This is a genomic window from Vibrio sp. RC586, from assembly GCF_000176715.1.
Classification (GTDB): domain Bacteria; phylum Pseudomonadota; class Gammaproteobacteria; order Enterobacterales; family Vibrionaceae; genus Vibrio.
Window position 1 is genome coordinate 1 of sequence record NZ_ADBD01000003.1, and the last position, 22,188, is coordinate 22,188.

General features: G+C 48.3%; 17 protein-coding genes. 1 reads left to right on the plus strand and 16 read right to left on the minus strand.

The features are described from left to right. Positions 1-375 (minus strand): ribonuclease E inhibitor RraB (gene rraB, locus VOA_RS0117160; RefSeq protein ID WP_000019336.1); only part of this gene is annotated, 375 nt, incomplete at its 3' end. A gap of 622 nt (positions 376-997) precedes the next feature. Here rraB and arcA point away from each other — a divergent pair. Then, positions 998-2,221, plus strand: coding sequence for an arginine deiminase (gene arcA, locus VOA_RS17115; protein WP_001081175.1), 1,224 nt, complete (start codon positions 998-1,000; stop codon positions 2,219-2,221). A gap of 35 nt (positions 2,222-2,256) precedes the next feature. Here the strand turns inward: arcA and VOA_RS17110 are convergent, their stop codons facing one another. From VOA_RS17110 to VOA_RS17040, 15 genes are all read right to left on the minus strand, one after another. Then, the gene (locus VOA_RS17110) at positions 2,257-3,312 is read right to left on the minus strand and encodes a hybrid-cluster NAD(P)-dependent oxidoreductase (protein WP_001277256.1); all 1,056 of its coding nucleotides are present in this window, start codon (positions 3,310-3,312) and stop codon (positions 2,257-2,259) included. A gap of 51 nt (positions 3,313-3,363) precedes the next feature. After that, a complete protein-coding gene (gene hcp, locus VOA_RS17105; protein WP_000458655.1) occupies positions 3,364-5,025 on the minus strand; it encodes a hydroxylamine reductase in 1,662 nt (553 codons plus the stop codon). A gap of 294 nt (positions 5,026-5,319) precedes the next feature. Next, the gene (gene tldD / locus VOA_RS17100) at positions 5,320-6,765 is read right to left on the minus strand and encodes a metalloprotease TldD (protein WP_000178435.1); all 1,446 of its coding nucleotides are present in this window, start codon (positions 6,763-6,765) and stop codon (positions 5,320-5,322) included. Further along, positions 6,765-7,592, minus strand: coding sequence for a carbon-nitrogen hydrolase family protein (locus tag VOA_RS17095; protein WP_001189982.1), 828 nt, complete (start codon positions 7,590-7,592; stop codon positions 6,765-6,767). Before VOA_RS17095 ends, tldD begins: the two co-directional genes overlap by 1 nt. A gap of 8 nt (positions 7,593-7,600) precedes the next feature. Further along, positions 7,601-11,479 (minus strand): YhdP family protein, encoded by a 3,879-nt coding sequence (locus VOA_RS17090; protein ID WP_032468124.1) that lies wholly within the window; start codon positions 11,477-11,479, stop codon positions 7,601-7,603. 12 nt (positions 11,480-11,491) lie between these two features. Then, positions 11,492-12,961, minus strand: coding sequence for a ribonuclease G (gene rng / locus VOA_RS17085; protein ID WP_001271876.1), 1,470 nt, complete (start codon positions 12,959-12,961; stop codon positions 11,492-11,494). 25 nt (positions 12,962-12,986) lie between these two features. Then, the gene (locus VOA_RS17080) at positions 12,987-13,550 is read right to left on the minus strand and encodes a Maf family protein (protein WP_000155864.1); all 564 of its coding nucleotides are present in this window, start codon (positions 13,548-13,550) and stop codon (positions 12,987-12,989) included. Next, complete coding sequence (gene mreD / locus VOA_RS17075; protein WP_000625720.1) at positions 13,547-14,035, minus strand: rod shape-determining protein MreD; 489 nt, start codon at positions 14,033-14,035, stop codon at positions 13,547-13,549. The genes VOA_RS17080 and mreD overlap by 4 nt, the downstream gene beginning before the upstream one ends. Continuing rightward, positions 14,022-14,912, minus strand: coding sequence for a rod shape-determining protein MreC (gene mreC / locus VOA_RS17070; protein ID WP_000802445.1), 891 nt, complete (start codon positions 14,910-14,912; stop codon positions 14,022-14,024). Before mreC ends, mreD begins: the two co-directional genes overlap by 14 nt. Positions 14,913-14,968: 56 nt before the next feature. Beyond that, complete coding sequence (locus VOA_RS17065) at positions 14,969-16,012, minus strand: rod shape-determining protein (protein ID WP_000473772.1); 1,044 nt, start codon at positions 16,010-16,012, stop codon at positions 14,969-14,971. 167 nt (positions 16,013-16,179) lie between these two features. Further along, positions 16,180-19,908 (minus strand): DUF6701 domain-containing protein, encoded by a 3,729-nt coding sequence (locus VOA_RS17060; protein ID WP_009355696.1) that lies wholly within the window; start codon positions 19,906-19,908, stop codon positions 16,180-16,182. Continuing rightward, positions 19,901-20,323, minus strand: a complete 423-nt coding sequence (locus VOA_RS17055; RefSeq protein ID WP_009355697.1) for a hypothetical protein — start codon at positions 20,321-20,323, stop codon at positions 19,901-19,903. The genes VOA_RS17060 and VOA_RS17055 overlap by 8 nt, the downstream gene beginning before the upstream one ends. After that, a complete protein-coding gene (locus tag VOA_RS17050; RefSeq protein WP_000086319.1) occupies positions 20,298-21,068 on the minus strand; it encodes a PilW family protein in 771 nt (256 codons plus the stop codon). Before VOA_RS17050 ends, VOA_RS17055 begins: the two co-directional genes overlap by 26 nt. Next, on the minus strand, positions 21,068-21,634 hold the full coding sequence (locus tag VOA_RS17045) for a type IV pilus modification PilV family protein (protein WP_001110992.1): 567 nt from the start codon (positions 21,632-21,634) through the stop codon (positions 21,068-21,070). The genes VOA_RS17050 and VOA_RS17045 overlap by 1 nt, the downstream gene beginning before the upstream one ends. After that, a complete protein-coding gene (locus VOA_RS17040; RefSeq protein WP_001249934.1) occupies positions 21,624-22,136 on the minus strand; it encodes a pilus assembly FimT family protein in 513 nt (170 codons plus the stop codon). Before VOA_RS17040 ends, VOA_RS17045 begins: the two co-directional genes overlap by 11 nt. Between the last annotated feature and the right edge of the window lie 52 nt (positions 22,137-22,188).

Here is a 22,188-nt window from a genome sequence, read left to right on the forward strand (position 1 = left end):
GGGGTGTTCGTAGTAAGTACCCCAACCATCGTAGATGATGTCGAATTTTTCGGCCAGATTGACCAGTTTTTCTACTTGTTCATCAATCAGTTTGGCATCCAAAGCCGATTGCATGGTCGCATCAAAGCACAGCAGCTTGTTACCATCTTCATCTTCAGTTTCTTCAGCTTCAAGCACTTCAAAACCCATTTTGAATGCTTCTACTGCGGCTTTTTCCAGCTTTTCGAATTCTTCTGCAAACAGATGGTGCTCGATCTCATACAAGGCATCTGGATCACTGCCATCTTCGAGCAGGGCTTGAATGATGTCGCGAGTCTCTTCCTTTTGGATCTCGATTAATTCTTCTACAGATAGATAATCATCTTGGTGAGACATAATGTGCTCCAGATAGTCAATAGGATCGGTAATTTGTGCGGCGCACTATCGCATGGATTGAAAGGAATTTCTAGCCACAAAACGATCTGAGAAGATCTTTCGCTTGGCTTCAGATCCATCCCTTACACCTTATTTTTAACATTTTTTTAGCAACTCACCAATTCAGCATAATCTGTGTTCAATAAGCCTGTGAAAACGGATCCCCAAATTGCCTGTTTATGGCGCGATAATGCATAGCTAAAAAATCGCCAAAATAGGAAAAAATTTCATCCTCAACTTCAATAACGCATAGATTGTGAATAAATAGTTAAAATTTAAACTTATAACGCATAAAAGCCCCCAGTTATGCTGCGCATAGCTAAGCAATTTAAGGAGGCATCCTCCCAACTCGCAAAATTAGAATAAAAAATTACAAAGAAAACAACTATCGATAAAATATATCGCAAATTTATTATAGACAGACTTTTACAACAAATGGGCGACTTGCAACTTAATAAAAAGCTGTTCATAACTATATCCAGCGGCTTGGGGTTACAGGTCAGCGGGATGCTTGCCTAGAAACGACAAGGTGAGCGTAAGCTAAACCTGCTGCCGCATGTGAAAGGAAGAGAGAGGAAGCTCAATGAACCGTTTGTACGTAGGATCTGAAGTGGGGCAACTGCGCCGTGTACTGTTAAATCGTCCCGAGCGAGCGTTGACTCATTTAACGCCTTCAAACTGCCATGAGCTTTTGTTTGATGATGTTCTAGCCGTGGAAGCGGCAGGCGTTGAGCACGATGCCTTTGCCAATACCTTGCGCACTCAAGATGTGGAAGTGTTACTACTGCATGATTTACTCGAAGAGACGCTCGCCATTCCCGAAGCCAGACAATGGCTACTGGAAACGCAAATTGGGGATTTTCGCTACGGCCCGACCTTTGCCCACGATCTACGCCATTATTTGAACGCATTGGACGATCACCACTTAGCCACCGTGTTATTGGGCGGATTGGCTTATTCTGAGCTACAAATAGAATCCGATTCCATGCTGCCGAAAATGCGTCAGCCTCTCGATTTTGTGATTGAGCCGCTGCCCAATCACCTATTCACTCGCGATACCTCCTGCTGGGTGTATGGGGGCGTGTCACTCAATCCAATGATGAAAGCCGCGCGTCAGCGTGAAACCAACCATTTGCGGGCCATTTACCGCTGGCACCCGACGTTTGCTCAGCAGCCCTTTATTCACTATTTTGGTCTGGATGATCTGCACTACGACAATGCCAACATTGAAGGTGGTGATGTGCTGGTGATTGGGAAAGGCGCGGTATTGATTGGAATGTCTGAACGCACCTCTCCCCAAGGCGTAGAAAATTTAGCGGCCGCCTTGTTCAAACATGGTGAAGCTCGCGAAGTGATTGCGGTCAGCCTGCCAAAACATCGATCCTGCATGCATTTGGATACGGTGATGACCCATATGGATGTCGATACTTTCTCCGTCTATCCCGAAGTAATGCGCAAAGATCTCGCGACTTGGCGACTGACGCCCAAAGGTGATGGCAGTGACATGCGCGTGGAGCAAGTACCCAGCTATATCCACGCGATTGAATCGGCGCTGGGGCTGGATTATCTCAAAATCATTACTACGGGCGGCAACAGCTATGAAGCGGAACGCGAACAATGGAATGATGCCAACAATGTCCTGACCGTCAAACCGGGCGTAGTAATTGGCTACGAGCGTAACATCTATACCAATGAAAAGTACGATAAAGCAGGCATTAAGGTACTGACCATTCCCGGTAATGAGTTAGGGCGTGGCCGCGGCGGCGCACGTTGTATGAGTTGTCCGATTGAGCGTGACGGTATTTAAAAGTCAGTTAGGCGTGCCAAGCACGCCTCAACGCTTCAGTTGAGTGCCAATTCCACATCCGATTCTGCCAACGTCGAGCAAGCCAACACATAGCCTTGCTCAATCTCCTCTTCACTCAGCGTTTCTTGGCTTAAACGACGGACACGACCATCCAACACACGGCATTTACATGAACCACAAATACCGCTGCGACAAGCCGCAATGATCGGCAGTTTTCCGGTTTCTAACGCTTCTAACAGCACTTTTTCACTCGGCGCATCCACCTCTACTCCAAAGGCAGGCACGCGAATTTTCACTTGCTGGCGAATAGCGGGATCGGAATATCCCTCGTTGAATGACGTCATTTCAGGAGAAAAGCTCTCTTGATGAAAATGCGCCATGTCAAAGCCAAGCGCTTGTAAATAACCACTCACATCCTGCATAAACCCTGCTGGCCCACACAGATACACGCTTCTTTCCAACAAATCCGGCACCTGTTCAATCAGGGTTTCCTGTGTTAAACGACCTTGTGCAAAGCCACTCTCACCCGCGTCTTTGAGTAACAGCTTCAACTGGAAATTCGAATGCCGCACCGCTAACTGCTGCAACTCTTGCCAGTAGATGGTTTGTTCTGGATTGCGTGCGATGTGCAGAAAATCGATCTCTCTTGCATCGTTCTGTTTATCGCTCTGTTCGGTTAACCAAGCTTTGGCCATCGCCATGACTGGCGTGATGCCACACCCCGCGCTGATCATTAATACACGGGATTTGGGCGCACAATCGGTGCTATTGAAGCGGCCTTGGGGTTTCATGGCCATCACGCTATCCCCCAACTGCAACTCATCCATCACATGTTGCGACACCAACCCCTGCGCGACTCGCTTGACCGTAAAACGTAAATACGGCTGCTGAGCCTGCGAGCAGATGGAGTAAGAGCGGTACACCGTCTGCCCATTAATGGAAAAACCTAAGTTCGCGAACTGCCCCGGCTTAAAATTGAATTGGCGCTCACGATGCGGATCCGCCAACTCAAAGCTCACACAATCTGGGGTTTCTTGCCATTTACGCACACAAACCAAGGTTTCATTGTCTTGTTCTACCCATGCAGACATGTTATTTCTCCTCATCGGCATCAGCCCCACATTGTGGGGCTGAGTGGCCACTTATGCCGCCAGAATGGTGCGCAGATCGTCTTCCGCCGTAGTAATACTGCGTAGATCAAACTGCTGTTGCAGGATCGCCATCAGATTTGGCGTGAGGAAAGCGGGCGCGGTAGGGCCGGTGTAGATGCCTTTTACCCCCAGCGCGAGCAAGGTCAGCAGGATCACGATCGCTTTTTGCTCGAACCACGAGAGCACCAGAGTCAGCGGCAGATCGTTCACTCCACACTCGAAGGTTTCCGCAAGCGCAAGCGCCAGTTGAATCGCTGAATAAGCATCATTGCACTGACCCACATCGAGCAAACGTGGAATACCGTTGATCGCGCCAAACTCATTTTTGTTGAAGCGGAACTTACCGCAAGCCAAGGTCAGAATCACGCTGTCTTCCGGCGCTTGTGCCGTAAAGTCTTGATAGTAGTTGCGCTCCGCTTTATCACCATCACAGCCGCCGACCAAGAAGAAGTGCTTGATGTTGCCTAATTTGACTTGCTCAACCACCGCAGGCGCTGCTGCCATTAAGGCATTACGTCCAAAACCAACGGTGATCAGATGCTCAATCTCATCATGCTTAAAACCTTCATGTGCCAGTGCGCATTCAATCACGGCTGAGAAATCGTCACCTTCGATATGCGCCACACCCGGCCAACCGACAATGCTACGAGTAAACAGGCGATCCGCATATTGCCCAACATTAGGGTTAAGCAAGCAGTTCGAGGTCATCACGATCGCGCCGGGGAAGTTAGCGAATTCTTTCTGCTGGTTTTGCCAAGCACTGCCGTAGTTACCTACCAAGTGCGGGTATTTTTTCAGTTCTGGGTAAGCATGCGCAGGCAGCATTTCACCATTGGTGTAGACGTTGATCCCCATGCCTTGAGTCTGTTGCAAGATTTTCTCTAAATCATGCAGATCATGGCCAGACACCAGAATACATTTGCCTTTGACGGGTTTGACGTTCACCGTCGTCGGCTCTGGATGACCAAAGGTTTCGGTTTCGCCTTTATCTAAAATTTCCATGATGCGGTAGTTCATCAGACCAATTTGCATCGCCGTATCCAATAGCGCACTCAACTCCACAGGATCGGTACCCAACCATGCCATGATTTGATGGTACTGCGCATACAGCTCAGCATCCGTTTGTCCTAACACACGCGCATGTTCCAGATAGGCCGCCGCTCCTTTCAAACCATACAAACAGAGCAGACGCAAACCAATCACATCTTCATGCAAACTCTCTTTGCCACGGTTTACCGCTGCTGCTGGCGCGAATGCCAAGATGGCGGCTTTATCCGTCGGTAGAGAAAATTGCGCCGCAGGTGACAACGTAGGAAGCTCAAAACCGGTTAATACCGCAGCCGCACGGACTTTTTGCTCTAACTGCTGTTTATAGCTTTCTGCTTGCAGCGCCAGTTCAACAATGCGTTCTGGATCAAAGTTAACGTTGGTGAGCGTGGCGAAAAAGGCTTTCGGTGCCCATTGGTCAATTTCAGGAATGGCCACACCACAAGCACGGCCTAGATTGGCCCAAAAAGAGACACCTTGCAGTGCGTAAACCAACACATCTTGTAAGTCCGACACCTCTGCGGTTTTACCGCACATCCCTTGGGCATAGGCACACCCTTTCGCGATTGGGGTTTGAATGGTTTGCTCACATTGAATACAGAACATTATGCTTCTCCAGTTTCATTGATAAGCTGTGATAGCTTAGATTTACTGAAGACATCGCATATTACGTGCCAAATTCTATTTATTTGTTTTTCAATGCATTTAACACAATAAATACAACTTTTTTTGTGTCAATTAGACCAAGCAATAAAAACAATATCACTCGATAAAGTCATATTGACACTTTCGATTATTCACGTTGAAAACCGTTTTTTATCGAGATAAAAGACGAGATAAAAAATGCCGCAGCGATGTCGGCTACGGCATACTTTTTCAGTGATGTTTATTGAAGCTGAATTACTCAGTGCCACCCACGGTCAGAGCATCCAACTTCAATGTAGGTTGGCCAACGCCAACAGGTACGCTTTGTCCCGCTTTACCACACACGCCAACACCACGATCCAGCGCCAGATCGTTACCGACCATAGAGACCTGCTGCATGGCTTCAATGCCAGAGCCAATCAGGGTGGCACCTTTGATTGGACGGGTGATTTTGCCATTTTCAATCAAGTAAGCTTCAGAGGCAGAGAACACAAACTTACCAGAGGTGATATCAACCTGACCGCCACCAAAGTTCGGGGCGTAGATACCTTTTTTCACCGAAGCGATGATCTCTTCTGGTGTGTGCTCACCCGGCAGCATGTAAGTATTGGTCATACGCGGCATCGGCAGATGAGCGTAAGATTCACGGCGTCCGTTACCCGTCGGTGCCACACCCATTAAACGGGCATTGAGTTTGTCTTGGATGTAGCCTTTCAAAATGCCTTTTTCGATCAGCACGTTGTATTGACCACTCACCCCTTCATCATCCACGTTGAGTGAGCCACGCAGATCTTTCAGCGTACCGTCATCCACAATCGTACACAGATCGGAAGTGACTTTTTTACCCACTTTACCCGCAAAAACAGACGAACCTTTACGGTTGAAGTCACCTTCCAGTCCATGACCGACCGCTTCATGCAGCAGCACGCCCGGCCAACCAGAGCCTAATACCACAGGCATAGTACCCGCTGGAGCCGCGACCGCTTCAAGATTAACGAGTGCTTGACGAATCGCTTCATCGGCGAAAGAAAACGCGATTTTCTGACCAGCTTCTTCTTGTAAAAAGTAATCATAGCCAAAGCGGCCACCACCACCGGCGCTACCACGCTCACGGCGATCGCCTTTTTGCGCTAGTACGCTAATCGAAAGGCGTACCAGAGGACGAACATCTCCGGCGTAAGTGCCATCGGTAGCCGCCACTAAAATCTGTTCATGCACACCACTGATGCTGACTGACACTTCGGTGATGAGTGGTTCTTTAGTACGAATGTACGCATCCAGTTGTTTCAGCAGTTCGGTTTTTTGCTGCTTCTCCCAACTTTCCAGTGGGTTATTCGCGCCATAAAACTGTGGATGTTGCGCACGCTTGAAAGCTTGAACGGTCAGGCTTTGACCTTGCTGAGCAATACCACGCGCCGCGATGGCACTTTGCTTTAAGCCTTCTAATTGAATTTGGTCGGAATAGGCAAAACCGGTTTTTTCACCACTGACTGCACGCACGCCCACGCCGCAATCGATATTGAATGAGCCATCTTTAATGATGCTGTCTTCCAGCACCAGAGATTCATGCCAACTGGACTGGAAATAAATATCCGCATAATCAATCTGGCGAGTCGCAATACTGGACAGGGTATCAGCAATATCTTGTTCGCTCAGTCCGGCAGGCGCTAGCAGTGCCGCTTCAATGTGGTTCATCGTCATCAGTGTGTGTTCTCTATTAATTGATGGGTAAAACGCGTGTGCTGTTCAATCGGCATCGCGCGTCTCACAGAATCGAGTGTGGTGAGATCAAACTCTACCACTTTACTTTGTACTGTTGGGCCTAAATTAGCGATCACCTCGCCCCACGGGCTAATCACCATCGAATGCCCCCAAGTTTCGCGTCCGCAAGGATGGCGTCCAGTCTGACCGACTGCAATCACCCAACATTGAGTTTCAATAGCTCGGGCGCGTAGTAGTACTTCCCAATGCGCTTGGCCAGTCACCGCGGTAAAGGCCGCTGGAACCAACAAAATCTGTGCGCCTTGGCGACGTAATTCTGCGTATAAGTGCGGGAAGCGCACATCGTAGCAAATCGACAAACCGAGTTGACCAAACGGCGTTTCCGCCACCACCACTTGTTGTCCTGGAGTAAAGGTTTCCGACTCACGATAACGCTGATGACCATCGGTGACATCCACATCGAACATGTGCAGTTTATCGTAAACCGCCACCAGCTCACCTTGTGCATTCCACAACAGGCTGCTGGTGGTTACGCCATTCGCGTGGCGGATCGGCATACTGCCGATGAGCAGGCACACACCATGCTGCTTGGCAAGATTCGACAACGCATACTGAACCGGCCCGTTATCCAAGGATTCCGCTTGCTGATGGTATTGTTCACGATTACCTAGCAGCAGTGCATTTTCCGGTGTCACAATCCATTGCGCTCCTTGCTGAGCGAGCAGCGCCACCTGCTCTTGCAAGTAAGCCAGATTGGCACTTACCTCTGACCCAGAGGTCATTTGGATCAGTCCAACTCGTTGCATTTTCTTCCCTATTCTGCCAATTTGCGCAGTTTTTCCGGCAACTTAAATTCACCTTTGCTACGCGAAAGCTCTTTCACCGTGGGCGAATCGAGCGGTCCTTTAACTTCATAGTTGACCTGAGTGAAAACTTCCACCACAGGAGCAATCACCGTTGTGATCGCCAATACATACAGCGCGGTTTGAGGCGTTACCGCAAAGGCGGTCAACACTGGGATTCCCGAAGTAATATCAGGGACGAAATTCACTTCGGCATCCACAGTACGGGTGTTGAGGTCGGCTAAACCTTTAATCGTCATATCACCGGCCACCGCATCCATTTTGATGTTGTTCGTGACGAAAACCCCTTGTGAAATTTCACCACTGCCTGTGATCGAGTTGAATGCCATCCCTTTATCAAACACATCGCTAAAATCGAGCTGCATTTTGCGAATGATCGAATCAAGGCTAAATAAACCTAGCAGCCTTGCCGCACCACTCACATCAGAAATCACCCCTTTACCAAGTTTAGTATTCACTTGGCCTTGTAACGTGTTGACCTGCATTGACCACGGAGCACCATCCCATTTGGTACTCGCTGTGAGCTCAAACGGTGCACGTTGAATACCAGAGCTGATTCCAAAACGCGCCATCAGGTCGCTGTTGTTATCCCCCTTCATATCCAAGTTCATTTCGGTGTAGCTCTGCTTATCCGTCAATGTCCATGCACCATTGACATGCAGTTGGCTACTACCACTAGTGAAGTCGATGCTTTTCCATAGCAACGTATCGCCTTGGCGCTGAAAATCGACATTCGCTTGACCAATTTTATAGCCCTGTAGCCAGAAATCTTTGATGGTCAGTGTCAGGTTAGGTATCCAGTGATGGAACTGGCGATCAAAATCAGAAATCAGCGGCAATTTCTGACGATCAATATCCACCAGCAGTGGTTTTTGGCTATCGGTCTCTAACTGCGGCAAAAAGAGGTGCAAGCGATCCAACGCGATGCTCAAATCATACGGTTCAATATAATTGGCTTGGCCTTTGATCTCTTGACTATCTAGAGTGAGTAGCCAACCTAAATCTTTGCGCCGAGCATTCATCTTCACGTCATGCCACTCGATGCCGCCGAGCATCAGATCTTTCACCACCACTTCAATTCGCTCTGGCATAGGAATCGCTGGGGTATTTAAACTGGCGAGCTTGGACTTGCTGGCTTTCACTGCTGGTTTCTCGCTGACGATATTCAACCACTCATCGAGATTAAAGGCTTGGCTGCGCAATTGCACATGATGCCCCACCACTGGGCTCATTTTAAAGCTGCCTTGCCCCAAAACGAGGTTAGTGGCCGCCAATACAGGGACTTTAGGCGTCAAATCAATTTCAGCTTGGTATTTCGCTTGCGGCAATTGCAGACGAGCCGAGACCATTTCTTGATTGCCTGATGCTTGCAGCAGCGCTTGCCCTTTCACCTTGAGCGCTTTTTTCAGTGGGAATGGGTATTGGCTTTCTAATGCTCTCAAATCCGCTTTACCATCCAATTGATAAGTAAAGCCGACATCGTTGAGCTGAATATCGATACTGGCTTGCCAAGGTGCATGGCCTTTAACACGCTTGAGCCAACGTTCGCCGACAAAAGGAATCAGTGGTTTGACTTCCCAATCGCCAATCATATCAATGCTGACCGCATAGCCTCGTTTGGCATCTTCACCTGTAAAATCAATCGAAACCGGTTGTTTGAGCAAACGAGCATCCAAGCCGGCCGCACTCACTCGATCATTATCAAATTCGATTTTTCCGGAAACGGATTTCAGGCTCATCGGCGGAGTATTAATATCCACCGCGTTATTATTCAGTTCAGCAAAACCCCAAGCACGTGGCTCTGCACCACTGTGAAACGGAATATTGAGCTGAAATTCGGAACGCACAGGGCCTTTGACTTGAATCGTGGTTAGCGCCGCACCAACCGAATCCACCAAAGGTGTTGCCATCATGTAGTTGCGGATCGCGTTACCTTGTTTGGCACTCGCCACTGCTTCAATTTCGATATGGCCTAGCTCGGCCAATTCAGGAATGCGACCGGTGATCCGCTCTGCAGTCACATCCATCAAGGTGGCTGAGTGCGAGTCCAGATACATGGCATCATTTTCAAACAGCAGGTCAAGCTGTAAATCAGTGATCGGTGGCCATGCCGTATCAAAAGCAAACTTGGCTTGTTTCAACCCCACCCAAGCTTGGAATACCCCGTTATGCATCCGATAAGGGAATTGATCTAACGCCCCATACCACACCAGCTTCGCGGTATTGACTTGCCCAGCTTGAATCGCAGTCGAAAGGTAATCGGTCAGTTCTTGTCCTAAAGCGAGAGCCGGCAAATAGCGCCATGTTTCACCCGCATTAAACAGATCCGCCTCGGTGTAAAAAGAGAGGAATGGGCTGGCATTGTCAGGAAAATCAAGACGGAATGCACCAAGCGCTTGCAGATCAGGCGTAGCAACCGTGACTTTATCCGCCCACAGTGACCAACCCTGCTCACCTTGCTGCCAAACCATATCCACCTCACCTTGGCGAATATTGAGCGGAGCTTGGAATACCTCTCCATAAGGCAGTACATCATCCACCAAAGTCGCATGGATACGTGCTTGGCGAAGAGAACCTTGAATTTGCGCTTGCAGTGCATTGACCTGTGGCAACAACGCCCACTGAGTAATCCCACCATCCACTAACGAGGCGGAGTAGCGTAACGATTCCAAGGACTTCCCCTTGATAATGCGCACATCCTCTAAGGTTCCTTTGGGTTGTAACGTGGTGAGCCAGTGATTTAGGGTTTGAGACTCGGGGATCAGCTTAGCTAACGGCAGCAAGCTCTCAATATTCAGTTGAGAAAGATTAAGCCGCCACTGTTCTGGCTGCCAATCCATTGCTACATCCATCAGCGGCCAAAGTGCATCATCACTGCGCAAACGCAGTGAGTGGGCATTCACTTGCCAGCCTTGCTTGGTCGGTTTTAACTCGACAATCCCCGACTCAAGCAGCAACTCATGAGTTTGTTCTGCATGTTGCCATACCAGCTCGGAAGGCTTGAGTTCAACATAACCATCGACTGGTTGATTGTGTTCGAGAGTCGCCCAAGCATTAAAGCTCAGTTGCCCTTTCTGAATACCGGTCTGATCTTTCAGATAACGGGTCAACCAAGGCAGTATGCGAACTTTATCGGCGCTGACGTAGAAATCACCGGAGACATCGCGCAGCGAGCCGTGATCGATAAAGTTGGCACTCACTAGCAAAGAGTTGATATTGGTTCCTGCGATACTGACCACCCCTTCAGTGAAGTGGCGCTGACCGCGGTTTTGCCAACGCAGCTTTTCGATATCGAGCTGACGCCGATCTCCGGCAAATGTTTGATAGAGAATGGCAGAATTTTTGAGGGTGAAATCATCCAATTGGCGAAGCAGCAAATCATCAAGCTGCTTCACCACTCGCCCTTGGCGAGATTGTCTTGGGTTAGGGTTTTGCTCTAGTGCCAACCAATCAATCGCTCTGAGATCCAACACCATGCCATTGATGATGAGGTCGGCAATCACAGGTTGCCGCTCCCAAAGCGATTGCAGCAGATCGAATTCAATCTCTATGCTAGCGGCATTGAGCTGAATGTCATTACTGTCCGGCCAATGGGCTTGCAGGGCTTGCAAAGACAGGGAGGGATGAGTGTTGCGCCAGTAACCTTGCACATCAGCAATCGCCAGTTGTACTGATGAGTTTTGGTTCAGCCAATCCTGAATTTCCGCCTGAAAACGGTTCATTTGTGGCAGCAAAATACGCAAGCCTGTGACTGCCAAAGCCAGCATAATCAACAGGCTGACTAGCAGCCACATAAGGATCCGCCCGAGGCGGGTTACTGTCGAAATCACCCGATGTCCTATTTACATCATGACTACATCAAACTGCTCTTGGTTATAAAGCGGCTCGGCTTGGATGCGCACTTCTTTACCAATAAACACTTCCAACTCCGCCAATGCGTGAGACTCATCACCACGCAAAGTGTCTGCCACAGCGGGAGAGGCGTAGACCACAAATTTATCTGCATCGTACGCACGATTGACGCGAGTGATTTCACGTAAGATTTCAAAACAGACAGACTCCACCGTTTTAACACTGCCGCGACCTTCACAGGTTGGACAAGTCGAACAGAGCACATGTTCAATGCTTTCTCGGGTTCTTTTACGCGTCATTTCCACCAAACCAAGCTGAGTAAAGCCATTGATATTGGTTTTCACCCGATCTTTCACCAGCGCCGCTTCTAAAGAAGTTAGCACTCGCTTACGGTGCTCATCTGAAGCCATATCGATAAAGTCGATGATAATGATGCCGCCAAGATTGCGCAGGCGCAGCTGGCGAGCAATCGCCTGAGTCGCTTCGATATTGGTGTTGAAAATGGTTTCTTCGAGATTACGGCGGCCAACAAACGCGCCCGTATTGATATCGATGGTGGTCATCGCTTCGGTTTGATCGATGATCAAATACCCACCCGACTTGAGTTCCACTTTACGCTCCAAAGATCGTTGGATTTCATTCTCCGTATCGTACATGTCGAAGATAGGTTTATCGCCGTGATACAGCTCTAACTTAGCCGTCAACTCTGGCACGTATTCGGAAGTAAACTCTTTGAGATTTTCGTACTCAAGTCGTGAGTCGATGAGAATCTTGGTCAGTTCGGTGCCAACAAAATCACGCAAAATACGCTGTGCTAAACCCAGTTCACCATACAGCATAGAGCGGTTTTTGTATTTGCCTCGGCGCTCGATCACTTTTGACCACAGGCGCTTAAGAAATGCCGCATCTTGGGTCAATTCTTTTTCGTTTGCCCCTTCGGCAGCCGTACGAATAATAAATCCGCCATGCTCATCGCAATAATGAGAAACGATTTTCTTTAGGCGCTCACGCTCAGCTTCGCTTTCTATGCGTTGTGATACGCCAACATGGCTCGCTCCTGGCATAAACACCAGATAACGAGAAGGTAGCGTAATATCGGTGGTTAAACGTGCGCCTTTGGTTCCAAGCGGGTCTTTCACCACTTGTACGACAATATCTTGCCCTTGGCGCACCAGCTCGGAGATGTCACGCACTTGGAATTGCTGCTTTTCACTTTCTGCAACACACTCCGTATGTGGAACAATGTCAGAGGCGTGCAGGAAAGCAGCCTTGTCGAGTCCGATATCCACAAACGCAGCCTGCATCCCCGGCAACACTCGACTGACTTTACCTTTGTAAATATTGCCAACAATGCCGCGTTTAGCTTCACGTTCTATATGGATTTCTTGAAGGATTCCCCCTTCAATCATCGCCACCCGAGTTTCACTCGGGGTGACGTTTAACAGCAACTCTGCACTCATGAGCGCACCTCAATGATTAAAATGATTAGAATTTGTGCAGAAGCTGGTCAGTCTCGTAGAGTGGCAATCCCACTACCGCGTGGTAGCTGCCTTCAATCCTCGTAACAAATTGTCCACCCAATCCCTGAATGCCGTAACTGCCAGCTTTATCGCAGGGCTCACCACTTTGCCAATACGCTTCTATTTCTTGTTCTGACAAAGTTTTAAACCACACCTCTGTAGTCACGACTACAGAGTGCGTAATGCCGCCTTGAGTCACGCTCACGGCGGTCATCACTTGATGTTGGTTGCCTGAAAGCTTAAGTAACATGCGTTTTGCATCCGCAAAATCGCGCGGCTTTTCCAACACCTCTTGATCTTTCACCACTATGGTATCCGAACCGATCACCACGGCATCCACATCCACCAGCGCCGCCCCCGCTAACGCTTTATCACGAGACAGACGCTCAACATATTGCACTGGCGATTCAGCCACTGCGCGCATTTCTTCAACATTCGGTACAACGACTTCAAACTGGTAGCCCATTTGTGCGAGCAATTCACTGCGTCTTGGTGAACCCGAAGCCAGAACTAATTTTGATATCGTCATTTCACATGCCAATGGCGTCGAACTCGGCGCAGTAATAAAAACATCCACGGCCAGAGTATACAGGCAATCACGCCACTCCAGAGTGACAACGGATTGAATGTCACATTCTGGATCAGGTATTCACCACAGAAAATCAGCACTTCTAGCCCCATCGACAGCAAGCCGATCACGATCGCTTGTTGCCATAGTGCCATGTTACGCAGCACCAAAAAGTTCATCGCGACCAGATAGATTACGATCGACATCATCATGCCGCGGATCCCTAGCGTAGAACCAAGCAGCAGATCCCACAACAGCCCCATCACTAAGGCGCTACCAACATTCACTCGGTGCGGCAATGCCAACACCCAGTAACAACATACCAGCAGCAACCAAGGTGGGCGGAACAGATCTAAGGTTCCCGGCCATGGAATAGTCTGCAAGATTAACGCCAACAGAAAGGAGGCAAAAATGACCATGCGGCCTTTGATATCACTGCTGATCATTGGCTTCTTCCTCTAATAACAACTGCGGATCGGCCTGCATCACTTTCTGTAAACGATCTTCGTTTGGCCAGATAAGGAGCAAATAGCGCAAGCGATCAAACTCCACCACAGGATCGGCCTTGATTGAGGCAAATTCGCGGCGGGTATCTTTATCCACTTGCGACACAATCGCCACAGGATAGCCTTCAGGGTAAACACCACCCAAGCCAGAGGTTACTAGCATGTCACCGACTTCAATATCGGTACTGGTCGGAATATGTTCCAGTTGGATTTGATCCGTCTGCCCATTTCCCGAGGCAATCACCCGAATATCATTACGCAGATTCTGCACAGGAATGGCGGTGTTGGGGTCAATCAGCAGTAGCACCCGACTATTGTGCGCAGCAACGAAAGTCACCTGCCCGACAATGCCTTTTTCATTGATGATCGGCTGACCTTCATACACACCATCGATCCGACCTTTATCAATCACCACTTGATGTCGATAAGGAGAAGTGTCCACCGCCATCACTTCCGTGACGACCTTTTTCTCGTCACGCAAAAACGAAGATCCAAGCAGCTTACGTAACCGTTGGTTTTCTTCTTTGTACTGTTCAAGCAGCAGCAAATTACTTTTCAGCGTCAAAGCTTCCTGTTTCAGCAGTTGGTTGTTTGCCCGTAGCTGCTGATGGGAACTGATGCTGTCATAAAAATCGTCAAACAGTACGCGCGGTAGATCCGCTGCGTACTGAATAGGCGCAACCAGACTATTGAGCAGAAAGCGTACATGTGAGAATGCACCTAAACGACTATCAGCCAGCATAAGGCTGGCTGATAGCATAACCGCAAAAAATAGCCGCAGCTGCAGAGAAGGTCCTCGACCAAAGATAGGTTTCATCCAATAGCCATCCTAGCGCTGAGCAAAGTGCCATGCATAGGGCACGACACGGCTTATTATTCTTCGCTAAACAGATCGCCACCGTGCATGTCGATCATTTCTAAGGCTTTACCACCACCACGAGCCACACAAGTCAGTGGATCATCGGCGATTACAACTGGAATACCGGTTTCTTCCATCAGCAGACGATCCAGATCTTTCAGCAGTGCACCACCGCCCGTCAGAACCATACCGTTTTCAGAGATGTCCGAAGCCAGTTCTGGCGGACACTGCTCTAGCGCAACCATAACTGCAGAGACGATACCCGTCAGCGGCTCTTGCAGCGCTTCAAGGATCTCATTGGAGTTCAGCGTGAAACTACGCGGCACACCTTCAGCAAGGTTACGACCACGTACTTCGATCTCTTGCACGTCATCACCAGGGTAAGCGGAGCCGATTTCGTGTTTGATCTTTTCTGCCGTTGCTTCACCAATTAAGCTACCGTAGTTACGGCGCACATAATTGATGATCGCTTCATCAAAACGGTCACCACCGATACGCACAGACGATGAGTAAACCACACCGTTGAGCGAGATCACCGCCACTTCCGTCGTACCACCACCGATATCAATCACCATTGAACCGGTTGGCTCAGAAACACGCAGACCTGCGCCGATTGCTGCCGCCATTGGCTCGTCAATCAAGTAAACTTCGCGCGCACCTGCACCCAATGCCGATTCACGGATGGCACGACGCTCAACTTGGGTTGAACCGCAAGGCACACACACCAGTACGCGTGGGCTTGGTTTTAACACGCTGTTGTCGTGTACTTGGCGAATAAAATGCTGCAGCATTTTTTCGGTCACGTAGAAGTCGGCGATCACACCATCTTTCATTGGGCGAATCGCAGAAATGTTACCTGGGGTTCTACCGAGCATCTGTTTTGCGGCATGGCCAACCGCTGCAACGGTTTTACCGCCACGGCCTTTGTCCTGACGAATAGCAACTACAGATGGTTCATCAAGAACAATGCCCTGTCCTTTGACATAAATAAGTGTATTGGCGGTACCTAAATCGATCGATAGGTCGTTAGAAAACATGCCACGAAGTTTTTTGAACATATTCTTCGTTCGTCCTGCAAGAAATGAGAAAAGGAAAATTGCACTAAATGTACCAATGCCTTGCCATCACAGCAAGGCGTTGATCCATAAACATGGACTGAAACACGCAATTTCTAACAGTTCTCTAACGGAATGAGAGAAATCTGGATCCATTGAGTGCTTAGTCATTAATTAGATTCGCGCCACCAGATCACTCGATCACTGCCGCGATACTGCCCAAATTGAACTCGACCTTGAGTGGAAGCTTTAAAATAATATTGCCAAGGCTGCCCTATTAATGTTTTTTCATCATCACGCTCAGCGAGCCACATCAAGTTATTGAGATCCAATACTGAATCAATCACCCCACGCGCCCCTGCGCCCGGTGCACTAAAACGAATGGTACTTTTTCCGTTGTTCAATTGAGCAGCCGGATGTTCAGCCAAGACTTGGGGAGGGACCGGTACCCCAGAAGTCAGCACCGTATAGTCGTTCGATGGCAGCGTAAAGTCCGAGATATCAGGTAATCTAGCGCAACTATCGTCTGTGGTGCGCACAAAACCATTACTGGTGTAATGCTCAACATAGATCGGTTGTTCCAGCGGTTGGGTTTCTGGCCCATACACATCTTGAATGACTAATTTGCCCCAATACAGTGGCATGGTTTGATCAATATTGCTAAAAACAAAACCTAGACAAGGAGAGGTGGCATCTAAGCGGTAGCAAACCCCATCCTGATCCGTTACGTTAGAGGCATTTAAGGTCAGATCAAACGCCGCCTTAAACACTTCCTTAAGCTGCACTGGTTTTTCATACCACACCCTTTCACCAGTTAAGACAATGCCACTGTTGTTTAATGCCTGTCTGCTGATGGGCGAAGTCTGCAGATTATCGAAACCAAGATTCACACCGTTTGCACTATCACTGTAAGTGCGACCATTCCATTGATTGTTATAACGCCACCAAGGGTCGATGAGATAGTTTTGCGTATCCGCATTATTGGCGGATTTAGGCTGTAAATAGAGTCCCGGACTATTGGAATACTCGAACGGCTGACCGAGATAACTAAAGGCATTACCGGTTTTACATGCCGCATCTAAGGTGACATTACTCATCGGAGATACCGAAAAGTAAGCGGGAATAAAGCGCCCAATCGATCCTGTTGACACAACCGCAATCGGTAGATTGGCGCTGGCTAAGTCAAGGCCAAGGTAATGGGTGGGGGCGACCAAAGAGAAATCAAACACCCCAACTTCACTCACTTTTTGCGCAATAGTCGTTGTACCCCCAAGTAGATGAGTGTATTCATTTACGCCTAACACACCCGACTGCCCTGCCGATGGCTGCACCAGAGTGTGTTGTAGCGCGATATTTTGTTGCTGGTAGTTATAAGCAGTTAAATTGTTTGTGAAATCATTATCTTCAATGGGCGCAGCAACAACGGCTCGAATATTCAGATCAAAGTTTTCATCGGCTCTCGCAAAAACATTACAACTGATATCTTCTGCAGAACATTGGCCATTTTGATGTGTCGGGTTATATGAATTATGAGCACTGAGTACCAATGCCCTAGGAACACGAATAAAGCTATCCTCTCCCTCCAAGAGCAGACCTTGCTCATCACCGCTGCCCGTGAAACGAGCATACAGAGCTAAACTACCCACTTCACGATAAGAGATCGGGAAACTCGCCTCACCATTTTGATTAAAGTTCAAACTTATCGAGGTCGCGTTATTTGCAGACTGACCAATTGGCGCTCCATTTACCCCCACAGTGACAGATTGGAATCCACTATTATTGGCCGTCGGATTGAGGTATTCACTCCAAAACGCCACTGTTTTTTTGACATTGCCAAAACTTGGTAAGCACTGCTGTGATGCATTATCTTTGCGTACCGCTTTAATGGTTCCCGTCACCGTCTGATTGGCATAAGAGTCTGGCACATCAACAATAAAGCCACTGTCGGCAAAGTTAACGGTGCAATTCGCCGTTGAATAGCGGTTGGGATTATTCGTATAGCTACACAGGTTGACCTGATACGGCTTACTCGTTGGCGTTGAACCAATGACATTTACCGTCACATTACCGGCAGTATTGCGTCGCAACTGAGTGGTGGCGATGCCATTAGTAAAGGTGACTTGCGAGCCACCAACCCATCCACCAGTCGCGTTTGGAAGTGAATCCGGTGACAAGGTTGCAGTGATAGGGCTTGTATAAAGTTGAGTACAATTTTCATCCGCACACGCTTTAATCGTCACATCAGAAGCATCGCAAGTGAGCCCTTGTTGAGGCAAAGTAAAACGGAAATGGTCAACTTGCGCCTCCACAGGTCTAGATTTCAACGCACACACTTTGAAGTTCTCAATTTCATGGTTATTGACCGATGCGCCTGTCGAGCCCGCGAGAGAAAGTAGAAAATCCGCAGGGGCAGCCCCTTGACTCGTATTACGTAGAACGTCATACCAATCGATCACGGTTTGCATACTACCGTTGACTGAACGATCAACGCGAACCCAAACCGCCCCGCTACTCCGAGAATCTATGGTAATGAAATAGCGATAACCAGGCCCTGCAACACTCGTATTTCGAACATCTAATTTAGGATAAATGTTTGCAGCGGTTCCCGTTAAATAACGATAACTTGCCGATTCCGAACCACGTAACGCAATGGCCTGAGAGCGAAAACCTGGCCCACCAGTACGACCTTCAATTGGGTTTGAAAAGTTGCCATATTCATCGAATCCCACGCCCAACCAACCACCGGCAAAACCTGGTTTTCTTGGGGAGGAATCCGTGCGTGGAGCGTAGCCCAATGAGCCACCAAAGCCCCCAGTTTTCGGGGTGATCGTTGCATCAGAGAAAATAACGGCAACACCATCAGCCCCTACACCGCTGAGGTTTGCCCAAGCGTAATAATCAAATTCGACGGTGACTATGTTGCCCGCTGCAGGAAATATTCTCTGGTAGGTTGCAGCTGTCGCTTGGTTATTCCGCGCCTCTGTCAGACGCATCCGGTTACTCACAATACTTGGCGTGAAATTCCCAGTACTGGTAAAAGGAACCCAATTTTGCCCAAGGGATGGGCGGTTAAAATCATCCTCAAAACAAGTTAAGCCTTGTTGCTGGTTTTGATTAATTTGAGTTTTACCTTCCATGAATAGCTCACGACTCGTAGTCCGGCCGTTGATGATGGAATCATCATTCAGTGTAAGTTTATTAGCCGTATAGATGTAGGCATTAACCTTAGTGGTGTTGTTTAGTGTTACGCTGCCGTAACTGATGATTGTCAAGTTTCCAGATCCAGAGACATTGATATCTGCACTATTCCAGTCTGAATAACCATAAACAAACAAACGAACATCGCCATCGACTTCAATCACACTCCTAGGGTTAAGCTGTAGGCTCTGTATCCAGTAATCGCCCGAAGAGAGTATGGCTTTTGCCCCCGACCCCATATCAAGAGCCCTGATTTTATATTCTGATTGGCCACTAAAGGTTAGCGTACAAGAGTCATATACTTGTATTTTACCGATATTAGTTTCGGTTAATGGTATATTTTGCCCACTAACGCACCAAGCAACCTGCATTCCATTATAACTTGATGTCTTAAAGCTATTTCCTCCATTCAAGTTCAATGAGGAAACGGTTGTGTTATCAACGCGACAAATACTGCCGTCACAGCCTCCACTTGGAGAGTAACTATTGATCGTGCAAAATTGTAAAGGCTTGCTCTGGGTTCCAGTAATCTTTGCTTCATTGTATTGTACAAATTGTGGATTCGGCGCGCTGCTACAGCTTCCGTGCCCTTGTGCAACGGCCGGAAAATAAATTGAGTTATCAATATCCTGAAATGCCAAGACATAAGCAGAGAGCAATCCCAAACCGCTCGCTAGCGTTTTGACTAACCACCTATTCACTCTTCACTCCTACTTCAATGATGCGCTGCAAGCTCCAATCTCCGACCTGACAATAGCCTGTAGCGGTTAGCTGATAAACTTCAAGCCCATTATCTAATGCCCCAAGATCGCGGCAAGTCACGGTTGCCTCACATTGCGCTAGCCCATCTCCAGTAAAATCGATAGTTTGGGGCGATGATAAGTAGCAACTGCCCGCACTCTTATTACTTTGATAAAAACGGCTCAATTCGATATTGAGTGCTGAACGTGCAGCCATTTCAGCTCGCGTCCCCAAAACCATAGACACCAATTGCTCACTATTACGTTCCTGATTGCGATTCGCGATAAGGGCCACAAACCCAACAACCACAATGATAAACACAACGAGGATCAAGGCACTGCCCTGCTGCTTACGGGGTGTTGTAGACCAAGGCATCATGATTAAACCTTACTTGCTCACCTTGTTCTGAAAACGTGAGCTCAATTTTCACTAAACCATTACGCTGCAACTGCGGTGCTAATACACTGAAATTCACCGCACTGAGCTGCTGCGCCATCAACACTCCATCGCCTAGATAAGTGGGAGATAATACGGGCCTGAACAAATCATAGTTAGCATAGCGATAAATGCGGTTGTCTTCATAACAATAGGCTACGGGCGTGGTATAGAAATAGACACGGCTAGCCGGTGACTGCAACACAAAGCGAGTACCCTGCTTCAATGACACATCAACCATGGTTTTATCTCGCGGTGGCGTAAAATCTACATTACTGAGCACCTCCGCCACTTGCCCAATAACGGGTAATACAGCAGCGCGTAACGCAAGCGGATCATTGGGGAAAACGACAAGTCGTTCGCCCGCATTCATGGCTTTCCCAATCGGTAATAAACGAAACTCACTAATGCTCGTGGTTGGGAAAGATTGGTAAATCGCGCTGTTCACAATCGGCAGAAATTCAATACAACCATTGGCAATCATGACACTATTGGGCACCGCTTCGCGCAGTTCTCGGCTTATGCGCTCAGTCACAAATCGACCTTGTTGGATTAAGGCTTCACGTGCGGTGGTATCGGCATAAATTCCCATCGCTTGCCCAGCAACATTGCCCAAAAACAAACCCACTATGCCAAGCAAAATAATGGTGATCACCATTTCAATCAGAGTGAAACCACGACTCATCAGTAGTTCCCCCGAATCGCCGTAAACGAATAAGGGTTACCTTGTGGATCATAAATCACGATCACAATACGTTTGTAGTGAGTGGCTGCGGTGGCGGGCACTGCCGAAAACTGCCCGTTGTTATCGGTTGCATAAAATACTTGTACCGAAACAGTAAAACGCGGGTATTCGCCGGAAATATCACTCCCCAGCACATCGGTAACAGAAATGGGCCGAGTCGTGATGTAGTCGTCCACATCATTAAATTCAGTGTTATTCATCTCTCCATCGTCACCAAGCTCAGACGGTGCAGTACAGTTTTTGCGATCTTGCATGGAGATGATGACACATTCAGGTAAGCCACCATTGGGGCCTGATTGCTGATCAAAATTGCGGCTTAAGATTTCATCTAACACTGCTCGCCCTAACTCGGCAGCCTTCACGGATAACACTTGTTCCGCAGTTTGCTGTGAGCGTGGATAAAGTGCTGTTGATACTCCAACCAAGGCTATACCTAGCACGACAATCACAATCACCATTTCAATTAAGGTGAAACCGCGCATGGCTCGGATGGCTTTAGCAGGCATAAATGTAGCCCTCGGTATTCACACAAACTTGGCGAGTTTCATTGCTAGAAATGCTGCTAATCTTCACCACACAACCTGAATGAGAACATTGAGCCGCACGTCCTAAACTATCGAAATCAAGAAAGGAGCTAGATCCTGAGCCAATTAAAGACAAGTTCACTCCATTCGCGGCGGCATCAACCAATGAGGGGTCAGAAGGATAACTAGGAAAAGTCGCCACACAATTACCTTGCGGCACTTGGGGAGAAACTTGCATCGCAGCTGCACTGGTGAGCAACCAGCGATTGCAATAACGCGTGCGCTGCATCGCGCGGTTTTGGGTTAAACGTAGCGAGGCCAAGACTTCACTTTGTGTAGCTACAACGGCAAATGAAGAAGGCCCTAGAAAACGGCTGGCAGCATAGGCAGAAAGTACCCCTAGTAGGATAATCACCACTACCAGTTCGATTAGGGTAAAACCTTGCGTTTTACCCTGACGTAATACAATCCTGCTTTGACGCATAGCGAATAATTCTTAACTCAAGCCGTTAGAGAACAAAGGCCAGACAAGCTGG

What these genes read in the sequence shown, in the direction of transcription:
- arcA (WP_001081175.1), top strand. Translation starts at nt 998, where the DNA reads ATGAACCGTTTGTACGTAGGATCTGAAGTGGGGCAACTGCGCCGTGTA.
- VOA_RS17110 (WP_001277256.1), bottom strand. Translation starts at nt 3,312, where the DNA reads ATGTCTGCATGGGTAGAACAAGACAATGAAACCTTGGTTTGTGTGCGT.
- hcp (WP_000458655.1), bottom strand. Translation starts at nt 5,025, where the DNA reads ATGTTCTGTATTCAATGTGAGCAAACCATTCAAACCCCAATCGCGAAA.
- tldD (WP_000178435.1), bottom strand. Translation starts at nt 6,765, where the DNA reads ATGACGATGAACCACATTGAAGCGGCACTGCTAGCGCCTGCCGGACTG.
- VOA_RS17095 (WP_001189982.1), bottom strand. Translation starts at nt 7,592, where the DNA reads ATGCAACGAGTTGGACTGATCCAAATGACCTCTGGGTCAGAGGTAAGT.
- rng (WP_001271876.1), bottom strand. Translation starts at nt 12,961, where the DNA reads ATGAGTGCAGAGTTGCTGTTAAACGTCACCCCGAGTGAAACTCGGGTG.
- VOA_RS17080 (WP_000155864.1), bottom strand. Translation starts at nt 13,550, where the DNA reads ATGACGATATCAAAATTAGTTCTGGCTTCGGGTTCACCAAGACGCAGT.
- mreD (WP_000625720.1), bottom strand. Translation starts at nt 14,035, where the DNA reads ATGATCAGCAGTGATATCAAAGGCCGCATGGTCATTTTTGCCTCCTTT.
- mreC (WP_000802445.1), bottom strand. Translation starts at nt 14,912, where the DNA reads ATGAAACCTATCTTTGGTCGAGGACCTTCTCTGCAGCTGCGGCTATTT.
- VOA_RS17065 (WP_000473772.1), bottom strand. Translation starts at nt 16,012, where the DNA reads ATGTTCAAAAAACTTCGTGGCATGTTTTCTAACGACCTATCGATCGAT.
- VOA_RS17055 (WP_009355697.1), bottom strand. Translation starts at nt 20,323, where the DNA reads ATGCCTTGGTCTACAACACCCCGTAAGCAGCAGGGCAGTGCCTTGATC.
- VOA_RS17050 (WP_000086319.1), bottom strand. Translation starts at nt 21,068, where the DNA reads ATGAGTCGTGGTTTCACTCTGATTGAAATGGTGATCACCATTATTTTG.
- VOA_RS17045 (WP_001110992.1), bottom strand. Translation starts at nt 21,634, where the DNA reads ATGCCTGCTAAAGCCATCCGAGCCATGCGCGGTTTCACCTTAATTGAA.
- VOA_RS17040 (WP_001249934.1), bottom strand. Translation starts at nt 22,136, where the DNA reads ATGCGTCAAAGCAGGATTGTATTACGTCAGGGTAAAACGCAAGGTTTT.